At 56.5% G+C, this 24,944-nt stretch carries 15 protein-coding genes, 2 tRNA genes and 1 other RNA gene; 7 read left to right on the top strand and 11 right to left on the bottom strand.

Translation table 11 applies throughout. The features are described from left to right. Window positions 1-73: 73 nt before the first annotated feature. The gene (gene rssB, locus G163CM_RS04765; RefSeq protein WP_015964155.1) at window positions 74-1,087 is read right to left on the bottom strand and encodes a two-component system response regulator RssB; all 1,014 of its coding nucleotides are present in this window, start codon (window positions 1,085-1,087) and stop codon (window positions 74-76) included. Between the two features lie 90 nt (window positions 1,088-1,177). After that, on the bottom strand, window positions 1,178-2,089 hold the full coding sequence (gene rssA / locus G163CM_RS04760; protein ID WP_231827081.1) for a patatin-like phospholipase RssA: 912 nt from the start codon (window positions 2,087-2,089) through the stop codon (window positions 1,178-1,180). Window positions 2,090-2,200: 111 nt separating this feature from the next. Between rssA and G163CM_RS04755 the strand changes: the two genes are divergently transcribed. From G163CM_RS04755 to G163CM_RS04735, 5 genes are all read left to right on the top strand, one after another. Beyond that, window positions 2,201-2,659: a YchJ family protein gene (locus G163CM_RS04755; protein ID WP_231827080.1), complete on the top strand. Its 459-nt coding sequence runs from the start codon at window positions 2,201-2,203 to the stop codon at window positions 2,657-2,659. Between the two features lie 48 nt (window positions 2,660-2,707). Next, window positions 2,708-3,550, top strand: a complete 843-nt coding sequence (gene purU / locus G163CM_RS04750; RefSeq protein WP_015964152.1) for a formyltetrahydrofolate deformylase — start codon at window positions 2,708-2,710, stop codon at window positions 3,548-3,550. A gap of 159 nt (window positions 3,551-3,709) precedes the next feature. Further along, window positions 3,710-3,794 (top strand) — tRNA-Tyr (locus G163CM_RS04745). Between the two features lie 34 nt (window positions 3,795-3,828). Then, window positions 3,829-3,913, top strand: a tRNA-Tyr gene (locus tag G163CM_RS04740). Window positions 3,914-3,959: 46 nt separating this feature from the next. Further along, window positions 3,960-4,090: non-coding RNA, RtT sRNA (locus tag G163CM_RS04735), on the top strand. A gap of 189 nt (window positions 4,091-4,279) precedes the next feature. On the opposite strand, the gene narI is transcribed toward G163CM_RS04735, so the two are convergent. From narI to G163CM_RS04710, 5 genes are all read right to left on the bottom strand, one after another. After that, on the bottom strand, window positions 4,280-4,957 hold the full coding sequence (narI, locus tag G163CM_RS04730) for a respiratory nitrate reductase subunit gamma (protein ID WP_015964151.1): 678 nt from the start codon (window positions 4,955-4,957) through the stop codon (window positions 4,280-4,282). After that, a complete protein-coding gene (gene narJ / locus G163CM_RS04725) occupies window positions 4,957-5,667 on the bottom strand; it encodes a nitrate reductase molybdenum cofactor assembly chaperone (protein ID WP_231827079.1) in 711 nt (236 codons plus the stop codon). Before narJ ends, narI begins: the two co-directional genes overlap by 1 nt. Further along, entirely contained in the window at window positions 5,664-7,202 is a 1,539-nt protein-coding gene (gene narH / locus G163CM_RS04720; protein ID WP_231827078.1) for a nitrate reductase subunit beta, read from the bottom strand. The genes narJ and narH overlap by 4 nt, the downstream gene beginning before the upstream one ends. Continuing rightward, on the bottom strand, window positions 7,199-10,942 hold the full coding sequence (locus G163CM_RS04715) for a nitrate reductase subunit alpha (RefSeq protein ID WP_015964148.1): 3,744 nt from the start codon (window positions 10,940-10,942) through the stop codon (window positions 7,199-7,201). The genes narH and G163CM_RS04715 overlap by 4 nt, the downstream gene beginning before the upstream one ends. A 341-nt stretch (window positions 10,943-11,283) precedes the next feature. Beyond that, a complete protein-coding gene (locus tag G163CM_RS04710) occupies window positions 11,284-12,675 on the bottom strand; it encodes a NarK family nitrate/nitrite MFS transporter (RefSeq protein ID WP_231827077.1) in 1,392 nt (463 codons plus the stop codon). A gap of 310 nt (window positions 12,676-12,985) precedes the next feature. Between G163CM_RS04710 and narX the strand changes: the two genes are divergently transcribed. Continuing rightward, window positions 12,986-14,782 carry a nitrate/nitrite two-component system sensor histidine kinase NarX gene (gene narX / locus G163CM_RS04705; RefSeq protein WP_015964146.1) on the top strand — a complete coding sequence of 599 codons (1,797 nt, stop codon included), beginning with the start codon at window positions 12,986-12,988 and terminating at the stop codon, window positions 14,780-14,782. Further along, the gene (gene narL / locus G163CM_RS04700; RefSeq protein ID WP_015964145.1) at window positions 14,775-15,425 is read left to right on the top strand and encodes a two-component system response regulator NarL; all 651 of its coding nucleotides are present in this window, start codon (window positions 14,775-14,777) and stop codon (window positions 15,423-15,425) included. Before narX ends, narL begins: the two co-directional genes overlap by 8 nt. Here narL and G163CM_RS04695 read toward each other — a convergent pair. From G163CM_RS04695 to nirB, 4 genes are all read right to left on the bottom strand, one after another. Beyond that, a complete protein-coding gene (locus G163CM_RS04695) occupies window positions 15,422-16,822 on the bottom strand; it encodes a YchO/YchP family invasin (RefSeq protein WP_231827076.1) in 1,401 nt (466 codons plus the stop codon). The two genes, narL and G163CM_RS04695, sit on opposite strands and share 4 nt — an antisense overlap. Before the next feature lie 145 nt (window positions 16,823-16,967). Continuing rightward, window positions 16,968-18,110: an IS481 family transposase gene (locus G163CM_RS04690; protein WP_420851270.1), complete on the bottom strand. Its 1,143-nt coding sequence runs from the start codon at window positions 18,108-18,110 to the stop codon at window positions 16,968-16,970. 123 nt (window positions 18,111-18,233) lie between these two features. Continuing rightward, window positions 18,234-20,876: a nitrate reductase gene (locus G163CM_RS04685; RefSeq protein ID WP_231827075.1), complete on the bottom strand. Its 2,643-nt coding sequence runs from the start codon at window positions 20,874-20,876 to the stop codon at window positions 18,234-18,236. Then, entirely contained in the window at window positions 20,873-24,937 is a 4,065-nt protein-coding gene (gene nirB, locus G163CM_RS04680) for a nitrite reductase large subunit NirB (RefSeq protein WP_231827074.1), read from the bottom strand. Before nirB ends, G163CM_RS04685 begins: the two co-directional genes overlap by 4 nt. Between the last annotated feature and the right edge of the window lie 7 nt (window positions 24,938-24,944).

Here is a 24,944-nt window from a genome sequence, read left to right as displayed (position 1 = left end):
GTATCAGACCTGCTGATAGTACCACCGTGAAAGATAAGCTTCTAAAGCTATCCTGCGAGAAAAATGCGTTTGCTCATTCCGCAGACAACATTAAACGCAAGCGCCCACCATTTCCCCAAATCTGACACTGCCAGGAACTGCAACGCTGACTAATTTGGTTAAGGTATGCATTGCCTAGTGTGCCTAACGGCACACCATTGCTTATTTGTATGTGATGTTCACCGGTATTTAATGTGCCATTAAGCCCGGCTGAAACCAGAATCAGATTTTTTAACTCGCTGTGATAATACCCCACCAGCAGTGGAAACTGACCGGGCAGGTTAGCCTGACGCAAAAGCTGATTCACCTGTTTTAGCAGACTACGCAATTCTGGCAGTCGTTGCCCCTGGTGGGAAAGTTGTTCCTGCAGCAGGCCATTGAACAGCGAGCGTAATAACAGTGCTGCTAATACGCCATTATCTCCCGCACGCGTCACATCAAGACAGTAAAACGCGAGATCGTTTTCTGAGAGCGGCGCAATATCCAGCACCAGGCCGGGTTTATCGGCGAGGACTAATTGACGATAATTAATACGGCAGTGTGAGATAACCTGCTGTACCGGCGGTTGAAGCTCCTGCAACAATTTAGCGGCAGCAGCCGGGTTGTTTACCAGGGCGTCCCAGTCCTCGAATAACCGCTCCTCCTCTTCTACCCGCGAATTAAACATATTGGGATAGAGGCAGGCAAACACGGTTTCTCGCAACCGGTTCAAATCCTTTACCGGCTTTAACAGCACATCCTGAACGCCAAGCCTTAATGCCCTGGCGATATCGGCCATATTTTCTGTGGCCGATATGACCAGAATCGGTAATTTCGCCCCGCCGTTGCGCACATGCTCCACCAGCGTGAGGCCATTCATGCGCGGCATAGCGAGATCGCAAATCATTAAGTCAGGCTGGAGCGTCTCCATGATCTCCAGCGCCGCCACGCCGTCCTGTGCGAGCGAAGTTTCAGCGCCCAGCGAAGAGAGCCACGAATCCAGAAGGGAGCGGAAAACGGGTTCGTCTTCAACAATCAAGATCTGTTTTCCCGCCAATGGCTGCGTCATGATATCTCCCCTGGCCGACGATAAATAAATAGTGGCATGCTATTCACACAATCGCCTGTCAGATTTTGCTTAAGTAGTCTTAAAAGTGTCTCAAATTGAGGCACGAACTAAAGGTAAGAGCTCATCTGTCTTTTTTTCTACCGCTAACTGACCTGCGGCAATTGCAGAAGAGGCTCGGTGAAAATCCAGTGTTGAGATCTGCGGACAAAACGGTTGAATCAGGATATCCGGTGGATCGCCCGCCATACGGTTACGTTTCAGACGGTTTTCCAGCACCTGAATCGAGGTGGACATGATTTCCATCGCCGTTGGCGTCACGGAGGTGCGGCGTGATGCTACGCGGCCTAAACGCACACGCAGTCGCTCATGCCAGGAGAGCGTATCGGGATTATCGCTCTCCTCCGGGTCGGGCTGAATATTGACCGACATTAAATCTTGCTGCATCAGATGCGCATCATGCTGCAAATCGACGGCTATCACGATATCCGCGCCGAGGGCGCGCGTCAGCGAAACGGGAATGGGGTTGACCACTGCGCCATCAACCAGCCAGTAGCCATTATGCAGCACCGGTGACATCAGGCCAGGAATACTGCAGGATGCGCGCACGGCCATATGCAGATCGCCTTTGGTAAACCACAGTTCTCTTCCGGTACTGAGATTCGTCGCCACGGCGGCAAAGCGTTTTTCGCAACGCTCAATGGTATCGTTGGGCATCACCTGTCGGTAGTGACTGAACACACGCTCACCGCGCAGCAACCCGCCGCGACGCCAGGAGAGATCCATCAGGCGCAGCACATCCCAGTAGCTAAAGGAGCAGACCCACTTTTCGAGTGCGGGGAGACGATTGCTGGCGTACGCTGCGCCCACCAGCGAACCGATGGAACAACCCGCAACGATATCGATCTCAATTCCCATTTGCTGTAGTGCTTTAATGACACCAATGTGGGACCAGCCACGCGCTGCGCCCGATCCCAAAGCCAAACCAATTTTAACTTTTCTCATTCGTACCGGTGGACATCCTCTCGCTTCATCGTGGCAACATTGCCACCGCTCGGTTAACATAGTGCCACCCGGCGTCAATCGCGCCATTCATTATTGTACAGGGAGACGATTTTGTCTGAACTTTGCCCCTGTGGCAGCGCTGTCGAGTATAGCGCATGTTGCCAACGTTATCTGTCTGGTGCACAGGTTGCACCGACGCCGTCACACCTTATGCGCTCTCGTTACAGCGCTTTTGTGATGAAAAACGCAGATTATTTAATCAAAACCTGGCATCCGTCCTGTCAGGCTGGCGATTATCGCCAGGATATTGAAAACGGTTTTGCCACAACGCAATGGCTTGGGCTTACCGTCTTCGCGACCGAAGACGGCACCCACGGCGACGAAGGTTTTGTGAGCTTCGTGGCGCGTTTTCACGACCATAACAAGAACGGCGCTATCATTGAGCGTTCAAGATTCTTAAAAGAAAACGGTCAGTGGTACTATATTGATGGCACACGCCCCCTATTTGGCCGCAATGACCCCTGCCCTTGCGGTTCAGGGAAAAAATTTAAAAAATGCTGCGGGCAGTAATTCGACCCGCTCAGTTTCGCAAACATCATCAACAGGATTTACCCGGCAATGCACTCATTACAACGCAAAGTTCTCCGCACAATCTGCCCCGATCAAAAAGGCCTGATCGCACGAATTACCAATATTTGTTACAAGCATGAACTGAATATCGTGCAGAACAATGAATTCGTTGATCACCGTACTGGACGCTTTTTTATGCGTACCGAGCTGGAAGGCATATTTAACGATGTCACGCTGTTGGCAGATTTAGACAGCGCATTACCGGAAGGTTCTATCCGTGAGCTGAACCCGGCAGGCCGTCGCCGTATCGTTATTCTGGTCACCAAAGAGGCGCACTGCCTGGGTGATTTGCTGATGAAAGCGAATTACGGTGGTCTGGATGTGGAAATTGCCGCGGTGATTGGCAACCATGAAACCCTGCGCACGCTGGTTGAGCGTTTTGATATTCCGTTCCAGCTGGTGAGCCACGAAGGGCTGACGCGCGATGAGCACGACCAGCAAATGGCCGATGCCATTGACGCACACGACCCGGATTACGTGGTGCTGGCGAAATATATGCGCGTCCTGACGCCGAACTTTGTGTCACGTTTCCCAAATAAAATTATCAATATTCACCACTCATTCCTGCCGGCCTTTATTGGTGCTCGCCCTTATCACCAGGCCTACGAACGCGGCGTGAAGATCATCGGGGCCACCGCGCATTACGTGAATGATAATCTCGACGAAGGCCCGATCATCATGCAGGACGTGATTCACGTTGATCACACCTATACTGCGGAAGATATGATGCGCGCCGGTCGTGACGTCGAGAAGAATGTATTAAGCCGCGCATTGTACCAGGTGCTGGCCCAGCGCGTGTTCGTCTACGGCAACCGGACGATTATTCTTTAATCACTAATAAAATGAATTGGTTGCCTTTAACGCGTTACGGATGAAAAGTACGCAAACGGTTCATTTTATTCAAACGAAAGCTTTACAGCGGCGCGTCATTTGATATGATGCGCCCCGCTTCCCCACAAGGAAGCAGGCCAGTACCAAGCATTACCCCGTGGTGGGGTTCCCGAGCGGCCAAAGGGAGCAGACTGTAAATCTGCCGTCATCGACTTCGAAGGTTCGAATCCTTCCCCCACCACCATCTCAAGCATTACCTCAAAATTTGAATTACCCCTGGTGGGGTTCCCGAGCGGCCAAAGGGAGCAGACTGTAAATCTGCCGTCATCGACTTCGAAGGTTCGAATCCTTCCCCCACCACCATCACTTCCTGATAAAACTCATTTCAAACTTATCCATATCGTTTTATGTTCTGCCCATGCGGGGAAGGACGAGAAGCTTCGACCAAGGTTCGATTCGAGCGTAGCGAGAAAGCGTTGCCGCAGGCAACGACCCGAAGGGCGAAGCGCGTAGCGCTGAGTCATCCTTCCCCCACCACCATCACTTCCTGAAAAACCCAAAGTTTGTTATTCCGAGCGCATTTCCGCCCGGTGGCACTGCGTTTACCGGGCCTACAAATGCACCCCGCCCGTAGGTCGGATAAGCGAAGCGCCATCCGACAATTCACACCGCACCGGGCCCATAAAAAAACCCCGCCGAAGCAGGGTTTGTCATCAATGCTAACCGCGTTTAGTGGCGCGCACGCACAATCTGGTACTTACGCGTCAGATATTCCACCGGCACGCTCCAGATATGCACCAGACGCGAGAACGGGAACAGCAGGAACAGCGTCATGCCAAGCACCAGGTGCACGCGGTAGATGAGTGCCACGCCGTCCAGATGCGCAGATGCGCCGCCGTGGAAGGTCACTACCGATTGCGCCCAGCCCACCAGTTTCATCATCTCGCTACCGTCCATATGTTGCGCGGAGAACGGAATGGTCAGCAGACCCAGCGCACACTGCACCACCAGCAGCGTCAGAATCAGAATATCCGCCCCGGTTGATGTCGCACGAACGCGCGGGCTGAACAGACGGCGTTTCAGCAGCATCACGCCGCCAATCAGGCACAGTACCCCGCTTGCGCCACCGGCAAACATCGCCATTTTCTGCTTCACTTCAATCGGCAGCCACGCTTCGTACATCCAGTGCGGCGTCAGCATCCCGAGGAAGTGACCGGCGAAAATACCCAGAATCCCCAGGTGGAACAGGTTCGACGCCACGTTCATCCCTTTGCGATCCAGCATCTGGCTGGATGCCGCGCGCCACGTGTACTGACCATAGTCATAACGCAGCCAGCTACCAATCAGAAATACTGAGCCCGCAATGTACGGGTAGATATCGAAGAGAAACATATTCAGGAAGTGCATTATCGCTCTCCTCCGTTAGAGATATTCAGATATTGCGGCGCGACAGCCCCCGCAAACCGGCGTTGGTGAGCCGCAATTTCAGACTCGCCGCAGCCCTGGTCGGCGAAGAATTTCACCTGTTCTTCTTCCCAGACTGCGTCCAGCGCCTGTGGCGTATCATCGCGCGCTTCATCAGCGATTTTTTCGGCGACTTTGTCGCTGTCCACTTCGCTGTGCGCCATTTTCAGCAACGTATCAAACAGCACCGCATAACGACTTTCACGCTGGGTCAGACGCGCGCTTAACAGCGCCAGAATCGGCGCAATATCCTGCAATCCGCCAATGGCTTCGCTTTCCGGCAACTGAGCGAGATATTCCAGATACAGCGGCAGATGGTCCGGCAGTTCGCGGCTATCCAGCTGCAAACCGTGCTGCTCATACTGGTTCATCAGGTCAACCATCGCCTGACCGCGATCGCGGGATTCCCCATGAACGTGTTCGAACAGCAGCAGCGACGTGGCGCGGCCACGGTCGAACAATTCGCTGTAGTTCGCCTGAACATCGAGAAGATCCTGCGCAGTCAAATCGCGCAGGAAAACGCCCAGTTTCTGGGCATCCTCTTTGTCGAGTTTTGCTGAAGACGCGAGAGCCTCGAAAACTTCGTCCTGATGCTGCCACAGGGCAGCATCCGGGTATTCGAGCAGACGCGAGATGACGAGTAGCTCAATCATGCGTGCGGCTCCGTTTTGCTGCTCACATCGATAGCATCGATGCGGCGGCTGTTGAACAGGTTGAATTTGCTGTCTGAACCGTGGCAACCATCGCCGAAGCTGAAACCACAACCGCTTTTTTCCGGGAAGGCTTCACGCGCCTGCTCGCGGTGGCTGCTCGGCACCACGAAACGGTCTTCGTAGTTGGCGATAGCCAGGTAGCGATACATCTCCTGCGCCTGCGCTTCGGTCAGGCCAACTTCTTCCAGGGCGCGGGTATCTACCACGCCGTCGACGTTTTCCGCACGTTTGAAGTGGCGCATCGCCAGCATACGTTTCAGCGCCAGCAGTACCGGCTGGGTATCGCCAGCAGTCAGCAGGTTCGCCAGATACTGAACCGGAATACGCAGGCTTTCGACATCCGGCAGAATGCCGTTGCTGCCCAGTTCGCCCGCATCCGCAGCCGACTGAATCGGAGACAGCGGCGGCACGTACCACACCATCGGCAGCGTACGGTATTCCGGGTGCAGCGGCAGCGCCAGCTTCCAGTCAACGGCCATTTTGTACACCGGAGACTGCTGGGCCGCTTCGATCACGCCCTGCGGAATGCCATCTTTCAGCGCCTGCTCAATCACTTTCGGATCGTTCGGATCGAGGAACACCTCCAGCTGACGCTGATAGAGATCTTTCTCGTTCTCGGTGCTGGCGGCATGTTCAATCGCGTCCGCATCATAGAGCAGCACGCCCAGATAACGGATACGACCCACGCAGGTTTCGGAACACACGGTCGGCTGACCGGCTTCGATACGCGGGTAGCAGAAAATGCACTTCTCAGATTTGCCGCTCTTCCAGTTGAAGTAGATTTTTTTGTACGGGCAGCCGGTAATACACATACGCCAGCCGCGGCACTTATCCTGGTCGATCAGCACGATGCCGTCTTCTTCACGCTTATAGATAGCACCGCTCGGGCAGGTTGCCGCACAGGCCGGGTTCAGGCAGTGCTCGCACAGACGCGGCAGGTACATCATGAAGGTGTTTTCGAACTGGCCGTACATCGCCTTCTGCATGTTCTCGAAGTTTTTGTCTTTCGACAGCTTCTCAAACTCGCCGCCCAGGTCATCTTCCCAGTTCGGGCCCTTCTCGATTTTCGCCAACCGCTTCCCGGTAATCAGCGAGCGTGGGCGAGCAATCGGCTGCACCTTCGTGCCTTCCGGCGCGGTGTGCAGGTTCTGGTAATCAAAATCAAACGGCTCGTAGTAATCGTCAAGGCCCGGCAGATGCGGGTTGGCGAAGATTTTACCCAGCAGCAGCGCACGGTTACCCATGCGCGGCTGGATTTTGCCGTTGATTTTGCGGATCCAACCGCCTTTATATTTTTCCTGGTTTTCCCAGTCGGTCGGGAAGCCCTGACCCGGCTTGGTTTCCACGTTATTGAACCACGCGTACTCCACGCCTTCACGGCTGGTCCAGACGTTTTTACAGGTGACTGAACAGGTGTGGCAACCGATGCACTTATCCAGATTCAGCACCATGCCGACTTGTGAACGAATTTTCATTTTACGCTCTCCTGTACCTGGTCATTGCCTTCGCCATCCAACCAGTCAATGTTCTTCATCTTACGTACTACAACAAACTCATCGCGGTTCGAGCCGACGGTGCCGTAGTAGTTAAAGCCGTAGGCCAGCTGCGCATAGCCGCCAATCATGTGCGTCGGTTTCGGCGTGATACGCGTCACCGAGTTATGAATACCGCCGCGCTGGCTGGTGATTTCTGAACCCGGCAGGTTCACGATACGTTCCTGCGCGTGGTACATCATGGTCATCCCTTCCGGCACACGCTGGCTGACAACCGCACGGGCAGTTAACGCGCCGTTGCTGTTGAAGACTTCAATCCAGTCGTTATCCGCAATACCCAGCGATTTGGCATCAACTTCGCTCATCCATACTACCGGGCCGCCGCGACCTAAGGTCAGCATCAGCAGGTTGTCACTGTAGGTGGAGTGGATCCCCCACTTCTGGTGCGGCGTCAGGAAGTTGAGCGCTTTTTCCGGATTACCGTTAGATTTCTGGCCCATCACTTCTTTTACCGAACGGGTGTCGATCGGCGGACGGTAAACCAGCAGGCTTTCACCGAAATCACGCATCCACTGGTGATCCTGATACAGCTGCTGACGGCCAGAGAGCGTACGCCACGGGATCAGCTCGTGAACGTTGGTGTAACCGGCGTTATAAGAAACGTGCTCATCTTCAAGGCCGGACCAGGTCGGGCTGGAGATGATTTTGCGCGGCTGCGCCTGAATATCGCGGAAACGAATTTTCTCGTCTTCTTTATTCAGCGCCAGGTGTTTATGGTCACGACCGGTAAACTCACCGAGTGCGGCCCACGCCTTCACAGCAACCTGCCCGTTAGTTTCCGGTGCCAGCGTCAGGATCATCTCTGCCGCATCAATCGCCGTGTTCAGCATCGGCTGGCCTTTCGCCGGGCCATCCGCTTTGGTGTAGTTGAGCTTACGCAGCAGGTCCATCTCGCTCTGGGTGTTCCAGGCGATACCTTTACCACCGTTACCGATTTTCTCCATCAGCGGGCCGATAGAGGTGAAGCGCTCGTACGTTGCCGGGTAGTCACGCTCAACGGTCAGAATGTGCGGGGCGGTTTTGCCTGGGATCAGGTCACACTCGCCTTTTTTCCAGTCTTTCACATCCAGCGGCTGCGCCAGTTCGGCGGCGGAGTCGTGCTGAATGGGCAGCGTCACCACGTCAGTTTCTTTGCCTAAATGACCGACACACACTTCCGAGAATTTCTTCGCGATACCTTTGTAGATTTCCCAGTCGCTTTTCGATTCCCAGGCCGGGTCAACCGCGGCAGACAGCGGATGAATAAACGGATGCATATCCGAGGTATTCATGTCGTCTTTTTCATACCAGGTCGCCGTTGGCAGCACGATGTCAGAGTAGAGGCAGGTGCTCGACAGACGGAAGTCCAGCGTGACCACCAGATCCAGTTTGCCGTCGAGGCCGTTGTCCTGCCATTCCACTTCTTCCGGTTTCACGCCGCCCTGTTTGCCGAGATCTTTCCCCTGAATACCGTGCTCGGTACCCAGCAGATATTTCAGCATGAACTCATGGCCTTTACCGGAGGAGCCCAGCAGGTTAGAACGCCAGATGAACATGTTACGCGGGTGGTTTTTACCGTTTTCCGGCTGTTCAGCCGCAAAGCGAATAGAGCCCTCTTTCAGGGACTTCACGGTGTAATCCACCGGATTCATGCCCGCTTTTTCCGCTTCTTCGGCGATACGCAGCGGGTTAGTGCCTAACTGCGGCGCAGACGGCAGCCAGCCCATACGTTCAGCACGCACGTTGAAGTCAATCATGTGGCCGGTATAGCGGGATTTGTCCGCCAGCGGTGACAGCAACTCTTCCGCCGTGACGGTCTCGTAACGCCACTGGCTGGAGTGGTTATAGAAGTACGAGGTGCTGTTCATGTGACGCGCCGGACGCTGCCAGTCGAGAGCAAATGCCAGCGGCTGCCAGCCGGTTTGCGGACGCAGTTTTTCCTGGCCCACATAGTGTGCCCAGCCGCCGCCGCTCTGGCCGACGCAACCGCAGAAGATCAGCATGTTGATCAGACCACGGTAGTTCATGTCCAGGTGATACCAGTGGTTCAGACCGGCACCGACGATGATCATCGAACGACCATGGGTCTTATCGGCGTTATCCGCAAACTCGCGCGCGACGCGGATGATGTGCGCGCGGGAAACGCCCGTCACTTTCTCCGCCCAGGCCGGGGTGTAGGCCTTCATGTCGTCGTAGCTGGTGGCGCAGTTTTCATCGTTCAGACCGCGTTCCAGGCCATAGTTCGCCAGTGTCAGGTCATAAACAGTGGTCACCAGCGCGGTGCTGCCATCGGCCAGTTGAACACGTTTTACCGGCAGTTTGTGCAGCAGGATATTTTCCAGCTCAACGCTCTGGAAGTGCTCGGTGCCTTCGCCGCCAAAGTACGGGAAACCAACCTGCGCGATGTCATCGTGGCTGCCCAGCAGGCTCAGACGCAGCTGTACGTCTTCACCTGTTTTACCGTCACGCTGCTCGAGGTTCCATTTACCTTTATCGCCCCAGCGGAAACCGATAGAGCCGTTCGGCGCGGTCATGTCACCCTGTTCGTCATAGGCGACGGTTTTCCATTCCGGATTCTTTTCCTGACCCAGCGCATCGACCAGATCGGCGGCACGCAGCATGCGGCCCGCCGCGTAGTAACCGTCACGCTCTTCCAGCATCACCAGCATTGGCATGTCGGTGTAACGGCGAACGTAGTCGGTGAAGTACTGGCTCGGTTTGTCGAGGTGGAATTCACGCAGCATCACGTGGCCCATCGCCAGCGCCATCGCGGCGTCGGTACCCTGCTTCGGCGCCAGCCACAGATCGCACAGTTTGGCGATTTCAGCGTAGTCCGGGGTAATGGCTACGGTTTTGGTCCCTTTGTAACGCACTTCAGTGAAGAAGTGGGCATCCGGGGTACGCGTCTGCGGCACGTTAGAGCCCCAGGCGATGATGTAGTTAGAGTTATACCAGTCAGCCGATTCCGGTACGTCCGTCTGCTCGCCCCAGGTTTGCGGCGAGGCTGGCGGTAAGTCACAGTACCAGTCGTAGAAGCTCAGGCAGGTACCGCCAATCAGCGACAGATAACGCGCGCCGGAGGCGTAAGAGACCATCGACATCGCCGGGATCGGCGAGAAGCCTGCCACGCGGTCAGGGCCGTAGGTTTTGACGGTATAGACGTTAGACGCTGCAATCAGCTCATTCACTTCCTGCCAGGAGGAGCGCACGAAACCGCCGCGACCACGCGCCTGTTTGAAGCTTTTGGCTTTATCAGAATCTTCGATGATGGACGCCCATGCATCAACCGGATCGCTGTGCTGCACTTTCGCTTCACGCCACATTTTCATCAGGCGTTTGCGCATCAGAGGATATTTCAGGCGGTTGGCGCTGTAGAGGTACCAGGAGTAGCTGGCGCCGCGAGGGCAGCCGCGTGGCTCGTGGTTAGGCAAATCCGGGCGGGTGCGCGGATAGTCGGTCTGCTGGGTTTCCCAGGTCACGAGGCCATTTTTTACGTAGATTTTCCAGCTGCATGAACCGGTGCAGTTCACCCCGTGGGTAGAACGTACGACTTTGTCATGCTGCCAGCGGCTTCTGTATCCATCTTCCCAATCCCGGTTGGTATTCAGAATCTGTCCGTGCCCATCGGCAAAAGTTTCACCCTTCTGTTTGAAGTAGCGAAACCGGTCCAGGAATTTACTCATCGGGTCTCTCCTGTTTGGAGCCTGTCGGCTCTCTGATAAATCGACATTGCTGAATTTGCAGCGAAATTAACGCTCTGAAAGAAGAAGGGAATTGATGGGGATCAAGATGAAACGGCTTAGTAATCACACAGAATTTTACATATACCACCTTGGTGGTAGTATTTTTTGTTTTTTAACCCACTGTTATATAAGGTTTTTTATCGTTATTTTGCGATTTAACATTGCATGTAGAGATGTTAATGGTATTAAGGGGTAGATGATTTTTATCCGTCGGCATACCGCCTTTTCTCTGGTCAAAAAAAAGGCGCGATTCCTCGCGCCTGATAATCAAAAAGTCATACTTATTTTTTAGTTTTACGCCCGTATACCACCCACGTAATAAACACGCAGGCAATATAGAACACGAGGAAGACTTTCATCGCCCCAGCCGGAGAACCGGTTAATTCCAGAGACGTACCGAAAGCTTTTGGAATAAAGAAGCCGCCGATTGCGCCAATCGCGGAGATAAAGCCCAGCGCGGCCGCCGTATCGGTTGCGGCTTCACGCATCGCTTTCTCTTCAGAGCCGCCTTCCGCTTTAACACGATCCATCGTCAGCTTACGGAAGATAACGGAGATCATCTGGAAGGTGGAACCGCTACCCAGACCGGCGGTCAGGAACAGCACGAGGAAGACGGCGAAGAACGCGGTGAAGTTGCCGCCCACGCCATCCGCAGGCAGGGTCATAAACAGCAGCGCACTGAAGACCGCCATCAGGATAAAGTTAACCAGCGTAACCCGCGTCCCGCCCAGACGGTCGGAAATCGCCCCGCCCGCAGAACGTGCCAGCGCGCCGATAAACGGACCGAAGAAGGCGTAATGCAGGATCTGCACTTCCGGGAACTGGGTTTTCGACAGCATCGCGAAACCGGCAGAGAAACCGATAAACGAACCGAAGGTTGCCAGATACAGCAGGCTCATGATCCACAGGTGGCCGCGTTTCAGAACCGGTAACTGCTCGCGCAGAGACGCTTTCGACGCTGCCAGCTCGTTCATGCCAAACCAGGCTGCGAGGGTAAAGATGGCCAGGAACGGCACCCAAATCCACGCCGCATTCGCCAGATAAAGCTGAGTGCCATCCGGCTGTTCAACGCCCTGGCTACCAAACGCCGCAAAGATAGAGAGGGAAATCGCCAGCGGTGCAACCAACTGCATAACGCTCACGCCCATGTTGCCCAGGCCGCCGTTAATGCCCAGCGCCCCGCCCTGTTTCTCTTTCGGGAAGAAGAAGCTGATGTTCGCCATGCTGGATGCGAAGTTCGCGCCTGCAAAACCACACAGCAGAGAGATAATGATAAAGGTACTAAACGGCGTAGAGGTATCCTGCACCGCAAAACCTAACCACACGCAAGGGATTATCAGGATCCCGGTACTGAACGCCGTCCAGCGGCGACCGCCCACCAGCGGTACCATAAAGGAGTAAGGCACACGCAGCAGCGCGCCCGACACCGATGGCAGCGCCGTCAGCATAAACAATTGATCGGTAGTAAACTGGAAGCCGACTTTCGGTAAATTCACCGCCACGGCACTAAACAACATCCACACACAGAACGCCAACAGCAAGCACGGGACGGAAATCCATAAATTTCGGCTGGCGACGCGGTGACCGCGCGACTGCCAAAATTCGGGATCTTCCGGGCGCCATTCAGTAATAACAGCGCCGCTTGCCCGTTCCGGGGTAGTTGAGTGACTCATAGACACCTCTGATTATTAATATCAACCCTTGGCACAATAGGGTTTACACCGTGAGGTAAGTTGATATAAATCAAAGGAAAAGTCGTCATTATTCTGCGCAAAAATCTATCATGACCCTTTATGAGTAGACGATATTGCGTAAAAAGACCTGATATTTCACATGGCTGAAAGGGATATACTCCTCCCTTGCGAACATCTCTACTATCATGGCAATTAAGGGGTAATCCTTTAGGGGTATGGGTATACTCCAGGCGATAGCCGAAAATAACGCCACTACCGGGGAGCCACCCCGTCAGGGATCCTGCTGTATATGTTTAAACGTCTGTTTACACCACTGACGCTGGTTAATCAACTGGCGCTCATCGTCCTGCTCTCTACCGCCATTGGCGTAGCGGGCATGATCACTTCTGGCCGCCTGGTTGACGGCGTCCAGGGCAGCGCGCACGCCATTAATAAAGCCGGCTCGCTGCGTATGCAGAGCTACCGCCTGCTTGCTGCCATTCCCGTCGATGAACAGGACAATGCTTTATTTGATGAGATGCGCGCCACCGTATTTAGCCCGGAGCTCATTGAAGCTGCTCGCCGCGATGGTCAGCAGGAGCAGCTACTCGCCCTGCAACAATACTGGCAGTCCAGCCTCGCGCCGGGGATTCGCCAGGCGCAAAGCCAGGATGTTGTCGCGGGTGAAGTGGCGAATTTTGTTGGCCGTATCGACCAACTGGTGACGGCGTTTGACCACACCACAGAAAAACGTATTCACCACGTCGTTTGGGTTCACCGTGCGATGGCGGCGATCATGGCGCTGTTGCTGCTGTTTACCGTTATCTGGCTGCGCGCCCGCCTGCTGCGTCCGTGGCAGCAACTGCTGAGCATGGCGCGCGCGGTAAGTCATCGCGATTTTACCCAGCGGGCGCAAATCAGCGGCCGCAATGAAATGGCGACCCTCGGCATGGCGCTGAACAATATGTCGGAAGAGCTGGCGGAAAGTTACGCATCGCTGGAACGCCGGGTACAGGAAAAAACCGCCGGGCTGGAACAGAAAAATGCCATTCTCGCGTTCCTGTGGCAGGCCAATCGCCGCCTGCACGCCAATGCCCCGCTTTGTGAACGCATTTCTCCCGTGTTGAATGGTTTGCAGGGCCTGACGCCGCTGCGTGAAATCGAAGTACGGGTTTATGATATTGAAGATGAAGAGAATCATCAGGAATTCAGCTGCCATTCCGGCATGGCCTGCGATGATAAAGGCTGCTATCTGTGTCCGCGTGACGATCTCCTGACGCCGGACGGCGGCAGCACGCTGAAATGGCGCTTAACAGATAGCCATAATCAATACGGTATTTTACTGGCGACCCTGCCGCATGGCCGCCAGCTCAGCCACGATCAGCAGCAACTGGTCGACACACTGCTGGAACAGTTGACCGCGACCCTGGCGCTCGACCGACACCAGGAACGGCAACAACAGTTGATTGTGATGGAAGAGCGCGCCACCATCGCCCGCGAACTGCATGACTCCATCGCCCAATCGCTCTCCTGTATGAAGATGCAGGTGAGCTGCCTGCAAATGCAGGGCGCGGACCTGTCGCCAGAGAGCCGCGAGCTGCTGGGGCAAATTCGCAACGAACTGAACACATCGTGGGCGCAATTGCGTGAGCTGCTCACCACGTTCCGGCTACAACTCACCGAGCCGGGATTACGCCCGGCGCTGGAAGCCAGCTGTCAGGAGTACAGCGCGCACTTTGGTTTCCCGGTGCAGCTCGATTATCAATTGCCGCCGCGCTATGTACCGTCTCACCAGGCGATCCACGTCTTACAGATCGCCCGCGAAGCGCTGAGTAATTCCCTTAAGCATTCGCAGGCCAGTGAAGTCAAAGTTACCGTCACGCAGCAGGATAATCAGGTCAAACTGGTGGTGGCGGACAACGGCTGCGGCGTACCGGTTCACGCCGAGCGCAGCAACCATTACGGACTCATTATCATGCGTGACCGCGCGCAGAGCCTGCGCGGCGACTGCCAGGTTCGACGCCGTGAAAGCGGCGGCACCGAAGTCGTGGTTACGTTTATCCCTGAAAAACCTCTCTCAACTCAACAAGGAGATATCCATGAGTAATCAGGAACGGGCAACTATCCTGTTAATTGACGATCATCCGATGCTCCGTACTGGCGTAAAACAGCTCATCAGTATGGCGCCGGATATTCAGGTCGTTGGCGAAGCCAGCAATGGCGAGCAAGGCATTGAACTGGCTGAAACGCTCGATCCCGATCTGATCCTGCTCGATCTCAATATGCCTGGCATGAATGGCCTGGAAACACTCGACAAACTGCGCGAGAAAAGCCTTTCTGGCCGCGTAGTGGTGTTCAGTGTCTCAAACCATGAAGAAGATGTGGTCACCGCCCTGAAGCGCGGCGCAGATGGTTATCTGCTAAAAGATATGGAACCGGAAGATTTGCTGAAAGCGCTGCAACAGGCCGCCGCCGGTGAGATGGTATTGAGCGAAGCATTAACGCCCGTTCTGGCTGCCAGCCTGCGCGCCAACCGCGCCACTTCAGACCGCGATATCAATCAGCTTACCCCGCGCGAGCGCGATATCCTGAAACTGATTGCGCAGGGCCTGCCCAACAAAATGATCGCCCGCCGTCTTGATATCACGGAAAGCACGGTGAAAGTGCACGTGAAGCATATGCTGAAGAAAATGAAGCTGAAATCACGCGTTGAAGCCGCCGTGTGGGTCCACCAGGAGCGTATTTTCTAAGGATTAGCTTGCCAGCTGTTCCCCTCTTCAGGGAAGCTGACAAGCGGCTCGGTCAGTGACAAGGTAATCTCATTCGACGACACACGCTGACCGTGTTTATCCTCAACCACCACTTTCAAATGCCAGCGGTTGCTGGCGCCCTCACTGTAATCCCACGCCGGGATGATAATACTCCAGCCATCAGCGCTATCGCGTGAGGCTGGCGGCGTGAGGCTCAGCGCCTGGGTATCGCCCTGCCAGCTCAGTGATTTAATTCCGTGCAGACTGCGAATTTGCAGCTTAAGCTGCACCGTTTCGCCCCCGCTGAGATCCCACGGCGGTGTCGCCAGGTAGACGGTTAAATCTTTGCGCTGACGCGACTCCATCACCGGCAAGGCATTGCGTTCCGGGCTATCGTAGCGGCTACCGCGCAGGGAGCGCGTCATCGCCACTTCATCGGCCTGAAGCTGTTTTTTCAGCGGCACGCCAAAGCGATAGTTGAGTTTCATCCCCAAATTATTCTGGCTGACGCCGCTTTCGCCCTGCTTATGCTGCGCGCTGAAGGTGACCAGCGGCACCGGCGTATAGTTGAGCCCAAGTGAAACAGCGACCGGGTTGTGATACCCCGTACCGCTGTGAAACAGATCGACATTATCGCCAAAGTACTGCTCAAGACTCAGGCTGGTGTTGATGTGATGGTAAGACGGGATCCACGCCTGCGCGGTGACATCATAGCCGCGCGCCATGCGCTGCTGTAGCGTCTCTTCTGTATTGGACCATGTTCGCAGCGGTTGGTAGTAGTTCGCGGAAAAACGCAGATACTCGCCCCAGGCTTCCGCGCCTAACCCGCCGCGATCGAGGTTTTCATCCAGCAAATTGTCATAAAAGGTGTTGTACCCCAGCAGCCATTTCCCGGCGACCCAACGCTGACCGAGGCCCACATTGCCAATCAATCCTTCATCCTGCTGCGCCACCCCAAGCTGGCTCCAGGTGAGGTAATCCCATTGATCCTGCAACGGCACAAACCAGCTGCCGTGGCTACCGTTAAACCCGCCGTCATCATCCACCTGAAGCGCGACGCTGGTATTGCCCCACGGCGACAGCCAGTTTTCCAGCGTCTGATTCACCTCACCGCTCACCTGGTCGCGGATTTTAGACAGCGCAAACATTCGCGCCTGCTCGCCGGTATCCAGCCCGTTATCAACCATGCTGGCTTCACCAAAGGCTTTCGCCATTTCGGCAAGGTGCTTTTCGCCTTCGTTACTCTCTTTTGCCATGCCGAGATCGGGAAGGTTATCCTGATTGTTATCGAAAGGGTTTTCGGCCTGCTGGATAAAAGATGAACGCGCAGCGCCGCTGGCACTCGCCAGCAGCAATAACAACCAGAATGGAGAACGAAAACGTGAGACTAAAAGCATTTTTTTAGTTTATCGCGTTTGCTTAACCATTTCAGCTTTAAGGGGGATTTCGGGAAAATTCTGGTTCTTAACCCTCACCCCGGCCCTCTCCCTGTACGGTCCGGGGACATGGTAGACAGGTGTTCGGGGACATGGTGAACACTTTTTAACATCCTTTACCCATGGAGATCGACCTTTTCTTCAGGTCGATCTCCCCCACTTTTGTACTGTACCACCACACTTCATAGCAGCCATCCTCCTGCGTCTCCTTCAGCCCGACCCGCTCTCCCCTGAACGCATTGCCTGCCTTCAGACTGATACCTTTTATGCTCAGCTTCCCGCTGATATCGACCTTCCTCACCATCACCCCTTCATCATATTCCGGTGGCGTAATGCTGTCGCTGTACTGCCTTGCAGACGGCTGATACCGCGAGGCCGGAACGGCCATACCCAGGGCTTCATGGGGCCGTTCAAGGTTATACACCGTACGCCAGTGGTCGAAAGCACGCTGCAGCTCACCGCTGTCTGTGAACCACTTACCCTGCAGTACTTCCGCCTTCAGGCTGCGGTGAAAACGTTCCAGCTTGCCCTGTGTCTGCGGATGGTATGGCCGGGAATGCCCCACCCGGATACCCTGGCGCATTAGCCACAACTCAAGTGCCGTCCAGGTGCCGGTGGTGTCGCCCCACGGTGAGCCGTTGTCCATCGTCATCCGGTCTGGCAGCCCGTAGCGTTCAAACACGCTGACCAGCTGCTGCTGCACGGTCTCACGGCGTTCATCGGTGCAGGGTGCCAGACACAGGGAGAAACGAGAGTGGTCGTCCAGCAGGGTGAGCGGATGGCAGCGGCCCCCGCCGAAGGGGAAGTGGCCCTTAAAATCCATCTGCCAGAGCCGGTTCGGCGCGTCATGTTCGAAGCGCCCTGTGGCCGGAATGCCCGGAGCCGTGCCCGGTAGCAGACCGTGACGGGCCATCAGGTTATGGACGGTGCTGAAGGCGGGCATACGGTGCCCCTGGTCTTCGAGCCAGCGCTTTATCTTGCGGGCGCCCCAGCGCTCATGACGGGCATGGGCGATGCGCAGCAGGTCAGTGATATCATCCGGAGAACGGTTGGGAGAGTGATGAGGTACGCGGGGACGGTCCAGAAGACCGGATGCGCCTTCCTCAGCCCAGCGACGAAGCCACTTGTAACCGGTGGCGGGAGAAATGCCGTAGTGACGGCAGAGGGAACGGATGTTCGCCCCGTCTTGTGAGGCGAACAGAACAAACTCGGAACGTAATGACATGGTATCTCTCGCATCCCAGGGCATAAGCGACTCCATAAACGGGTTCTTATGCCTTAGTTGTAAGTGTCTACCATGTCCCCGAACAAGTGTTAACTATGTCCCCGGACCGTACACTCCCTGAGGGAGAGGGAGAAAACGATGCAGATCCTAAACATAAGTGCGATCGGTCCCCTCTCCCTCAGGGAGAGGGTTAGGGTGAGGGTGTCCAGTCACATCACCAATAAACCCTCTCAACTCCGGCACACATGACCCGCAGTTAGTTCCACACTTCAGCTTTTGCCCTAATGCATCGACAGAGGTACATCCCCCGGCGATGGCTTGTCGAATTCGCGTCTCCCCCACGCTAAAACAGCTACAGACAATTCGCCCCTGCGCGGGTTGCCCATTGACGCGGCCATTTAATAACGCATGCCGCTCGGCTGGCGTTTGTGGCGCGCTGTCAAACGCCGCCGTAATCAGCGCCAGTTCGATAACAGGCAAAGTTTCAGCGCTCCACAGCCCGAGCATCAATCTGCCTTCATGCCATGCCAGCAAATGACAAAGCGATCCCGCCCGCGCGGTCTGCACCAGCCAGTTGCGCTGCTGGCAAAACAGCAGCAGCTCATCATAGATAATCTTATCGCCGCATAGCGTCAGGTGATGTAAACCGTCGATCGCCTTACGCCACCACTGCACGTGACTCGGTAACGGAACTGGCTGACGAGAAATCAATTCCCCTTGCCACGCCGGTTGCCAGGGCGCAATGCGTACCGCAACCTGTTTGCTTTCCGGTTGCCCGGAGTGCGGATCGGTCACCGCGTCAACCAGCGCATTCACTTTTCCCTGACGCGCGAAGCAGGCATTCCAGTGCATTGGCACAAACAGCGCGCCCGGCCGCTGTCCGGCCTGAATCGACACTTTGGCCACCATGACCCCCTGTCGCGAGGTGATTCGGGCGAAACCGCCGTCGCGGAGCTGAAAATGTTCCGCATCCTGCACAGAAACATCGACCATCGGCTGCGCGATATGCTGCATCAAACGCGGCACGGTGCCTGTACGGGTCATGGTGTGCCACTGGTCGCGAATACGACCGCTATTGAGCAACAGAGGATAAAGCTGCCCAGTGCGCGCATGAGTCGCCTGCGGTTCGATGGGCACCATTCGCAGCTGTTTATCCGCCCGCCAGCCCTGCTGGAGATCCAGCGTGTCACCGGAGGCACGCACAGGCCAGCGCACGGGGGCCAGTGCATCCCACTCTGCACGGGTAAGGTTCGCCAGACCGCTAATATCAAACGCGCGCTCGCCGTGGTTTTCGAAACCGGAAAGCGCGGCGTGCTCACAAAATACCGCGTGAGGATGCTGCCAGCGGAACGCATCGCCATAGCCCAGCGCGCGCGCCATTTGAGCGATAATCCACCAGTCGGCTTTTGCCTCGCCGGGCGCCGGAAGAAACGCGCGCTGGCGCGAAATGCGCCGTTCTGAATTGGTCACCGTGCCGTTTTTCTCGCCCCAACTCAGAGCCGGAAAACGAATATGCGCGTAGCGCGAAGTGTCGGTATCGGCGGCCACCTCAGAGACGATAACCAGCGGGCAAGCCGCCAGCGCCTGGCAGACCGCATGGCTGTCCGGTAACGAAACCGCCGGGTTAGTCCCCATAATCCACACGGCCTTGACGTCACCGCGCCCAATCGCGGCAAACAGATCGACCGCCATCAACCCCGGCGTTTGCGCCAGCCGCTCCGTTCCCCAGAAGCGGGCAACACGCGCCAGATCGTCGGGCTCAAAGTTCATGTGCGCCGCCAGCATCGTCGCCAGCCCGCCGACCTCCCGGCCGCCCATCGCATTCGGCTGTCCGGTCAGCGAAAACGGCCCACATCCGGGGCGGGCGAATTTCCCGCAGGCCAGGTGAACATTGATAATTGCATTGCATTTATCGCTGCCGCTGGCGGACTGATTAATGCCCATCGTGTAGAGCGTAACGGCGCGCGGTGCGGTGATAAACGCCGTATAAAAATCATTAACTTCCTGCTCCGTGAGGCCGCAAAATTCCGCAACCCGCGCCACGGTCCAGGGTTCGGCGGAATCCCTTGCCGCCTGCGCATCCGCATATTGCCGGGCGAATGCCCCCCGCTGCGCAATTTCGCGCAGCAGGCCGACGAATAACCCGGCGTCGCTACCGGGCGCAATCGCCAGATGCCTGTCCGCGATATCACAGGTCGCCGTGCGGCGCGGGTCGATAACCACCACCTGCATCTGCGGATTGACCTGCTTTGCTTTCACCAGACGCTGATACAGCACCGGATGCGACCACGCGGCGTTTGAGCCGACCAACACCACAAGGTCGCTATTTTCAACATCGTCATAGCTGCACGGCACCACATCCGCGCCGAAAGCACGTTTGTAGCCCGTTACCGCCGAAGACATACACAGGCGGGAGTTGGTATCGATATTGGCCGCGCCGATAAATCCCTTCATCAACTTATTGGCTGCGTAATAGTCTTCCGTCAGCAGTTGTCCGGAGGCATAAAATGCCACCGCCTGCGGCCCGTGTTCATCAATAATCGCCCGCAGACGCCTCCCCGCCTCGTCGATCGCGTGCGCCCAACTGACGCGCTGCCCCGCCACTTCCGGGTGCAACAACCTTCCCGCAAGACCCGTCGTTTCACCGAGCGCAGCGCCCTTCACGCACAGGCGGCCAAAATTGGCCGGATGCGCGTCATCGCCGCGCACGCTGACCACGCCTTCCTCTTCGCATGCGATCACCCCGCAGCCTACGCCGCAGTAGGGGCATGTGGTTCGGGTTTCAGTCATGAGGCCTCCGCGCGCAGCAGTAACGGCTGATTGCTGACCCACACGGTGCCGTTTTCCACTTTCACTGGCCAGGCGCGCACCACGGCTTCGCCGCTATCGCATTGTCGGCCATCGCGTAGACGAATACGCCGTTTGTAGAGCGGCGAAATAACAATGGGTTCGCCCGCCGCATCCCCCAGCAGGCCGCGTGAAAGGACGTTAGCCTGGCTACCGGGCTCAAGATTATCAAGGGCATAGACGTTTTCGCCAAAGCGGAACAACGCGATTTGCATCTCGCCAAGGCGCGCGCCAATTCCGGCCTGAGCGGGGATCGCGGTCAGCGCGCAAATCGCCTGCCACGGTTTTGTGCTGACATTAAGCGTTGGCATAACCGGCATCTCCACCGGCTGCAACTGCCCACGCACATCATGGCGCTGCACGGCCTCATCCGGCATCTCGCTGTTAACGTATGAGCGGAACAACGCCAGCCGCTGCGGGTCGTTCAGCGTCGTACGCCATTCACACTGATAGCTGTCGATGACGCGCGCCATTTCCCGTTCCAGCTCGTCGGCAATACCGAGGCTGTCATTAAGAATCACCTCGCGCAGATAGTCGATTCCCCCTTCCAGGTTATCCATCCACGTGCTGGTGCGTTGCAGGCGATCGGCGGTGCGAATATAGAACATCAGAAAACGGTCGATGGTGCGCAGCAGCGTGGCATCATCCAGGTCGCTGGCGAAGAGGTCGGCGTGACGGGGTTTCATACCGCCATTGCCGCACAAATAGAGGTTCCAGCCTTTTTCGGTCGCAATCACGCCCACATCTTTACCCTGCGCTTCCGCGCATTCCCGGGTGCATCCCGACACCGCCATTTTGATCTTATGCGGCGCGCGCAGCCCCTTATAACGGTGCTCCAGCATCACGGCGAGCGCGGTGGAGTCCTGCACACCGTAGCGACACCAGGTTGAGCCCACGCACGATTTCACCGTGCGTAAAGATTTTCCGTAGGCGTGTCCGGTTTCAAATCCGGCATCAATTAGCTCGCGCCAGATGGCGGGTAACTGTTCCAGCCGTGCGCCGAAAAGATCAATGCGCTGACCGCCGGTAATTTTGCTGTACAGCTGATAACGTTTAGCCACCTCTCCGATAGCGATAAGGCCATCCGGCGTGACTTCGCCCGCCGCCATACGCGGCACAATGGAATAGGTGCCGTCTTTCTGGATATTCGCGAAGTAGCGATCGTTGGTATCCTGTAGCGGCAAATGAGCCGGTTTCAGCAAATAGTCATTCCAGCAAGAGGCAAGAACCGAGGCCACCAGCGGTTTACAGATTTCACAACCGTCGCCATGACCGTAGCGGGTAATCAGTTGCTCAAAGGTATGAATACGGTTAACCCGTACCAGGTGATAAATCTCCTGTCGCGAATATGCAAAGTGTTCACAAACATCTTTTTTAACCTCGACACCCTGCTGTGCAAGCTGGAATTCCATCACCTGCTTCACCAGTGCGCTGCATCCACCGCAGCCCGTTGCCGCTTTAGTGCAGCTTTTGATGGCCCCCATCTCCGTTGCGCCCGCCACGACCGCGTGGCAGATATCACCTTTACTGACGTTATGACAGGAACATATTTGCGCGCTGTCCGGTAATGCCGCCACGCCCAGTGCTTTCGGCGCACTGCCTTCCTGAGCCGGTAAAATCAGCGACGCGGGTTGCGGCGGGAGCGCAATCGCGTTAAGCATCATTTGCAGCAGCGTCGGGTAATCGCTGGCGTCGCCCACCAGCACACCGCCAAGCAGCGTTTTGCCGTCGGCGCTCACCACGATTTTTTTGTACACCTGCGCCGGGCCATCCACCCATTGATAGCTTTGGCAACCCGCCGTGCGTCCCTGCGCGTCGCCGAATGACGCCACATCCACGCCCAGCAGCTTCAGTTTGGTACTCATATCCGCGCCAGTAAACGGCAGTTCCGTACCGGCAAGCGCCGCCGCCACGGTGCGCGCCATCTGGTAACCGGGCGCGACCAGGCCGAAGATTTTGTTCTCCCACAGCGCGCATTCGCCAATGGCAAAGATATCCGCGTCCGAGGTGCGGCAGCGGTTATCCACGATAATGCCCCCGCGCTCTCCCACGCTCAGGTTCGCGCTGCGGGCCAGCGTATCCTGCGGGCGAATACCCGCCGAAAAAACCACCATGTCGGTCAGCAGCGTTTCGCCGTCGGCAAAACGCAGGGTCAGGCCCTGCTGCGTAGCTTCAATCGCGGTCGTCGTCTTACTGGTATGTACGCCCACGCCGAGTTCGCTGATTTTCTCGCGCAGCATCGCCGCGCCGCCGTTATCGAGCTGCACCGCCATCAGATTTGGCGCGAACTCAACCACATGCGTTTCCAGCCCTAACTGGCGCAGCGCATTGGCGGCTTCCAGCCCCAGCAGCCCGCCGCCAATCACCACGCCCCGCGTCGCCGTTTTCGCGCACGCGGCAATCGCGTCCAGGTCATCCAGCGTGCGATAGACAAAGCAGCCCGGCAAATCATTGCCAGGGATAGGCGGAACAAACGGCCAGGAGCCGGTCGCCAGCACCAGTTTGTCCCAGTGCAGTTCATGCCCCTGCGCATCGCTAATCAGGTGTGTTTGCGGATCGATGGCCGTCACCGCCTGCGAAAGACGTAATTCAATACCATTTACGGCGAAGAAATCGTCGTCCACAAGCGATAACGACGCCGCATCGCGCCCGGAGAAGTATTCCGAGAGATGTACGCGGTCATAGGCGGCATAACGCTCAGCGCCGAAAACCACAATCTGATAGCGCTGATGAAGATTTTGCTGCACACATTGTTGCAGAAAATGGTGGCCGACCATGCCGTGCCCTACTACCGCAAGCGTTGGTTTGATCATTATTTGTCTTCCTTCAGCCGTTGGCTGCGCTGTGAATTGGTCGAAGATCCAGCCCGGCTGTGCGGGTTGGGGAGATTGGATAAGATCGGTTAACGTGGCGGCAGCGGTGCAATCGCCCATCAGCAATACGCCGCGAAGTCTGCCATCGCGCAGCAGCAGGCGGCGATAATGGCCGCTTTGTGGGTCGAATGAAGACCAGACATCGTCATTTTCAGCTGGCTCTACCGGGCCGGCGCTAAAGAGATCGATACCGGTCACTTTCAGGCGAGTGCCGTTATCCTGCCAGTGAAAATCCGCCTGCGGCGAGCCCGCCAGACGCGCACTGAGCACCTCGGCCTGCTGCAAACAAGGTGCGACTAATCCCCAGGTTTGCCCGTCGATTTCGCAACATTCACCGATAGCGCTCACGCCCGGCACCGCCGTTGCCAGTTGGCGATTGACCACAATCCCACGCTGGCAATGGAGCCCGCTTCGTTGCGCCAGAGCAATATTGGGACGCACGCCCGTTGCCATCACGACGCGCACAGCGGACAGACAGCGGCCATCATTAAGTTCAACAAACGGCTCGCGAATCGCGCGCACGTTCGCGTTGAGCTCGCAACGGATCCCTCGCGCTTGCAGGTTTTGCACCAGTAACTTGCTCGCCTGACTGTCGAGCTGTTGCTCCATTAATTTGTCACCACGATGCAGTAACGTGACATTGTCACCTCTCAGCGCCAGTGCCGCCGCCGCTTCTACCCCCAGCACACCGCCGCCGATGACCACGGTATCTCCGGGCGTCGCCAGCATGGCCTGCACATCCGCCAGCGTGCGAAAGGTGTGGACATGCGGCAACGCAATGCCGGGAACCGGCGGCATAAACGGCAGCGAACCACAGGTAAAAACCAGCTCATCCCACGGCAACTCGCCATGAGTGGTAACAACACGCTGCGTTTGCGTGCAGACCTGCTGCGCCGTCTCGCCCTGCCGCACGTGAATATTGTGCTTTGCATACCAGGCAGGCGATTGCAGCAGCGTCTGGCTGAAGGCTTTTTCGCCGCTCAGCACGGGTGAAAGCTGGATGCGGTTATAGGCCTGACAGGGTTCATCACCGATTATGGTGATGGCAAACGCCCCTGGCGCGACCTTCACCAGCCGCTCAGCCAGACGGGTTGCCGCCATACCGTTGCCAATCATCACCAGTTTTCGCATCGCGCTG

The organism is Pseudocitrobacter corydidari, assembly GCF_021172065.1.
Taxonomy (GTDB): Bacteria; Pseudomonadota; Gammaproteobacteria; order Enterobacterales; family Enterobacteriaceae; genus Pseudocitrobacter; species Pseudocitrobacter corydidari.
This window is presented reverse-complemented; position numbering and strand designations above follow the sequence as displayed.

Excerpts from the sequence above, each read along its gene's own strand:
- rssB (WP_015964155.1), bottom strand. The coding sequence starts at position 1,087 with ATGACGCAGCCATTGGCGGGAAAACAGATCTTGATTGTTGAAGACGAA.
- rssA (WP_231827081.1), bottom strand. The coding sequence starts at position 2,089 with ATGAGAAAAGTTAAAATTGGTTTGGCTTTGGGATCGGGCGCAGCGCGT.
- purU (WP_015964152.1), top strand. The coding sequence starts at position 2,708 with ATGCACTCATTACAACGCAAAGTTCTCCGCACAATCTGCCCCGATCAA.
- narI (WP_015964151.1), bottom strand. The coding sequence starts at position 4,957 with ATGCACTTCCTGAATATGTTTCTCTTCGATATCTACCCGTACATTGCG.
- narJ (WP_231827079.1), bottom strand. The coding sequence starts at position 5,667 with ATGATTGAGCTACTCGTCATCTCGCGTCTGCTCGAATACCCGGATGCT.
- narH (WP_231827078.1), bottom strand. The coding sequence starts at position 7,202 with ATGAAAATTCGTTCACAAGTCGGCATGGTGCTGAATCTGGATAAGTGC.
- G163CM_RS04715 (WP_015964148.1), bottom strand. The coding sequence starts at position 10,942 with ATGAGTAAATTCCTGGACCGGTTTCGCTACTTCAAACAGAAGGGTGAA.
- G163CM_RS04710 (WP_231827077.1), bottom strand. The coding sequence starts at position 12,675 with ATGAGTCACTCAACTACCCCGGAACGGGCAAGCGGCGCTGTTATTACT.
- narX (WP_015964146.1), top strand. The coding sequence starts at position 12,986 with ATGTTTAAACGTCTGTTTACACCACTGACGCTGGTTAATCAACTGGCG.
- narL (WP_015964145.1), top strand. The coding sequence starts at position 14,775 with ATGAGTAATCAGGAACGGGCAACTATCCTGTTAATTGACGATCATCCG.
- G163CM_RS04695 (WP_231827076.1), bottom strand. The coding sequence starts at position 16,822 with ATGCTTTTAGTCTCACGTTTTCGTTCTCCATTCTGGTTGTTATTGCTG.
- G163CM_RS04690 (WP_420851270.1), bottom strand. The coding sequence starts at position 18,110 with ATGCCCTGGGATGCGAGAGATACCATGTCATTACGTTCCGAGTTTGTT.
- G163CM_RS04685 (WP_231827075.1), bottom strand. The coding sequence starts at position 20,876 with ATGACTGAAACCCGAACCACATGCCCCTACTGCGGCGTAGGCTGCGGG.
- nirB (WP_231827074.1), bottom strand. The coding sequence starts at position 24,937 with ATGCGAAAACTGGTGATGATTGGCAACGGTATGGCGGCAACCCGTCTG.